This window comes from Marinobacter salinexigens, assembly GCF_008370345.1.
In the GTDB taxonomy this organism is placed as follows: Bacteria; Pseudomonadota; Gammaproteobacteria; order Pseudomonadales; family Oleiphilaceae; genus Marinobacter; species Marinobacter salinexigens.
The window spans coordinates 1-656 of sequence record NZ_VTUU01000069.1 but is presented as its reverse complement, the minus strand read 5'-3'; the positions used below and the strand labels follow the sequence as shown (position 1 = coordinate 656).

Genomic DNA, 656 nt, shown 5'->3' with positions numbered 1-656 from the left:
CGGAGCCGAGGATTTGGATTCGTGACAATGTCTTCGGCCCAAGAAGCCGAAGCTGCTGTCGAGCAGTTCAACGGTTATGCATTTCAAGGAAGACAACTGAGGGTGAACTGCGGGCCACCGCCACCTAGAGATGAATCCACACCAAGAGCACCAAGGGGTGGTGGCGGCGGCGGCGGCTTTGTCGATTCAGCTAACAAGGTCTACGTGGGGAACCTTGCGTGGGGCGTTGACAACTCGACTCTGGAGAACCTGTTCAGTGAGCAAGGGCAAGTGCTTGATGCTAAGGTCATCTACGACAGGKATAGCGGCAGGTCAAGGGGGTTTGGTTTCGTCACCTATGGCTCCGCCCRAGAGGTCAACAATGCCATATCAAACCTYGATGGCATCGACTTGGATGGTAGACAGATCCGAGTCACGGYTGCRGARTCAAAGCCSAGRCGTSAATTTTGAGATTATTTTCTTATGGGGGTTTAGAGGCTGATAGTGTGTTTCAAAACTTTTAGTTTGTAGYGTCTATTCTTTCYTCCRTATGAGTAWCAAGAAGATGATAATGAGAGACTGGCTGTGAAATGGCTGTATACAGGAAGACTTTTCCCCGCTGGAAAGATGCATTTATTTGTTTCAGCTGTACCACAAAATTGGCAGTTCAAATTTCC

At 49.3% G+C, this 656-nt stretch carries 1 protein-coding gene; it reads left to right on the top strand.

Going from position 1 to position 656, the window contains the following annotated elements; translation table 11 throughout:
• On the top strand, positions 1-450 hold a 450-nt coding region (locus tag FWJ25_RS20705), incomplete at its 5' end, for an RNA-binding protein (RefSeq protein ID WP_223163287.1).
• Positions 451-656: the final 206 nt, after the last annotated feature.